Origin of the sequence: Bathymodiolus platifrons methanotrophic gill symbiont, assembly GCF_002189065.1 — a bacterium.
In the GTDB taxonomy this organism is placed as follows: domain Bacteria; phylum Pseudomonadota; class Gammaproteobacteria; order Methylococcales; family Methylomonadaceae; genus Methyloprofundus.
On the sequence record NZ_BDMN01000104.1, the window covers coordinates 1 to 2,747 of the forward strand.

Annotated in this window: 3 protein-coding genes; 2 read left to right on the forward strand and 1 reads right to left on the reverse strand. The window is 38.6% G+C overall.

Translation table 11 applies throughout. From position 1 onward, the window contains the following. Positions 1–66: 66 nt before the first annotated feature. On the reverse strand, positions 67–333 hold the full coding sequence (locus CDZ78_RS06530) for a hypothetical protein (protein ID WP_140413914.1): 267 nt from the start codon (positions 331–333) through the stop codon (positions 67–69). Positions 334–969: 636 nt separating this feature from the next. Here CDZ78_RS06530 and CDZ78_RS06535 point away from each other — a divergent pair. After that, the gene (locus CDZ78_RS06535; RefSeq protein WP_087869283.1) at positions 970–2,121 is read left to right on the forward strand and encodes a sulfotransferase family protein; all 1,152 of its coding nucleotides are present in this window, start codon (positions 970–972) and stop codon (positions 2,119–2,121) included. A 304-nt stretch (positions 2,122–2,425) separates the two neighbouring features. Next, a partial coding sequence (locus tag CDZ78_RS06540; RefSeq protein WP_140413915.1) for a hypothetical protein occupies positions 2,426–2,747 on the forward strand: 322 nt, incomplete at its 3' end.

Here is a 2,747-nt window from a genome sequence, read left to right on the forward strand (position 1 = left end):
GAGTTATTATCAGAAGACCATGCTTTTGTTTCTTTCAAATTACTTTTACTGTTATTGAATGCTTTCTCAATCGTCCAGCGCTTGAAGTACAGCATGGCAATCGTTCCAGGGTTGATTGAGCCAGGTAAGGTCGTTATAAAGCGGTGAAGTTTTTTTGTTTCGGGATCGCGATAGCGGGGAGTCGCTATTTTTGCGAAAGCTTGTTTTGGGCATCCCAGCCCAAGCAAGCGGCAAAAACTTAACGCGACCGCTAATGCCTTCGGCGCCCCAGACGTCCTGCGTACGTGCCACTTCGCCACTACCATCGTAAACTCGGTGCTGGCTTCGTAACACTCCCTCAAATGACTGGACGGCGTTTCGGAATGCCTTTTATTTTGTCTCCACCTACGCTAGCGCTACGATTCCGACAAAACAACGGCCCTACGCCTTCTGGGGACTACCAGCCCTCGCGTTCGCTCTCCATGGCTGGCAGCGAATGACTAAGGAACACGGGGTTAATAATATCTGCAAGCCCACCAATTATCAGTGTTTATTTTGTCTAGTTCCTACATATTAATTCAGCCGATGATGCCGAGATAAATCGAAGGTTATGAAAAGAAAATCTACAGGATGTTGAACCTAATGAAACTAAGTGCAAAGGTTAAATAACTCAGCTAAGAAAGAGCATGACAATATTTTGTAAGGTTTTTGCTATTTCGTTTCAACTAATTTATGCCTGCAGATGAACCCCTGAAAACTAATTTCGTCATATATTAGTTCAACGCAATTCAGATTTTTAACCCTCCTTACTTTTCAATATGTTTGCATAGATTTATAAAGTAGTACTTGTATTTACTGGGTGCTATAATAATTCAAGATTGTAATATCTATCATCCTTTAAAAATTAATTACTCATCCTTTCTGAAACTCACGGTAACTTATTTTTCCTGGGTAAGAATTATTAGCACGTCTTAACAACAAGGATTCCATTTGTATTTTCTTTATTGGCCTATTTTTCTAAAATTAATGGCGCGCATGTTTACGCCACAATATTTTCGACCAAAATTTGTAATTTTTGTTGGCTTTATAATTATTCCGTCAATTTTGATATTTCGGGTGATTGTTACTTTTTTTCAGGCGCTTGATTATATTCTTTTCCCTGGTTTTTGGCGGCAAAAGGTTATACAACCCGTATTTATTCTCAGCAACCCGCGTAGCGGCTCAACCTTTCTACACAGGATGCTGGAAAAAGATGAGCGCTTTACCTACCTGTCCTTGTGGCAGTCTCTTTTTAATTCAATTACTATCTATAAACTTGTCGGATTAATCACCCATATAGATAAAAGTATCGGCGATCCAATCGGCTGGCTAGTTGATAAACTGGATGGACATTTTTTTAAAGGTTGGGATGGCTTGCATAAAGCTGGTTTACGCTATTCAGAAGAAGATGAATTTTTATTTGTCAGCTCATTTCTAGCACCCGGTCTTATTCTGTTTTTTCCGTACCTTCATGAAGTTTCGGAAATTTTCTCAATTGATAATCTCCCTGAAAAAGCACGTAAAAAAGTCGTTAAAAACTTTCGCTTATCAGTACAACGTCATGTCTATGCATCAAAGGGAGAAACATTTCTTGCAAAAAATGCTGTTGCTGGTGGAAGGCTTGGAATCTATCAGGAAGCCTTTCCTGATATGCGTGCTATCTATATACATAGCGATATCCTAAAATCCATCGCATCCTCTTTAAGTGTATTTTCCAAACCCTGGTCTTTTCACTCTCCAGCATGTTATCAAAGAAAATATGAAAGCATGAGTGTCATCGAAATGGTACGCACTAACTATCAGGGAATCATAAGCCATCGCTACAATTTTGACCCTGAGAACGCCATTGACATTCATTATGAAGACCTGGTTTCAGACCCTGAAGGGACCGTTAAATCAATTTATCAGCATTTCTCACTATCATTAAGTGAGGCATACAAAAGCAGCTTACGCCATGATAGTATCGCAGCTAAATCCTATAAAAGTAGTCATGTATATGCTATTGAGGATTACGGATTTACCGAAGATGAAATCAAGCAATACCTTTCCAGCATGACACCTGAAAATCATGTCTTTGACGAACAATACCGGAAGCTAGAATAACAATGGCTATTAATTTAGGCGGAACAGCATATACACCCTATTCCCACTCTTCACAGTAATAATAAATGCAGAGTAATCAGGATTATATGAAAACAAGTTACCTTATACATAAAACTGAAGTTTCCCAATTATTGAGTAGCTGAAATACACAATGCTGGTGTATCGAGGTTTATTTTAGGTGGTTTTGCCATGTTTATAGCAAACCCCTACTTAATTCCCCTTAGGCAATAGCATTTGAAACGAATGAAAAGACTATTTTTTTCATATAGTTGTAGCATAGTTTCAATTTTACCATAAATAATTATTGGGAAACTTCAGTTCTGATAATAACTCACTCAAGAACCAGATGCGGCTGACAGCAATGAGCTACAACTTATTACGCACGGTCGAAGAGCTTTCTAAAATACAAGATCCAGAGTTGATTCACCCTTCTGATAAAAAGTACACCGAAGATCTTGAGAAAAGGCAGCAAGCAGCTAAAAAAAGGGGAGGATTTGTGAATCCATTATTTTTTAATGAAAGAATCGCACGTATAAGCTCATATACTATTCGGGCTGTTCAAAACGCAATAATGACAGGAAAGTCGCTGAGTAGCTTTATCAATGCGCTTGTTGCTAAATTAGTTC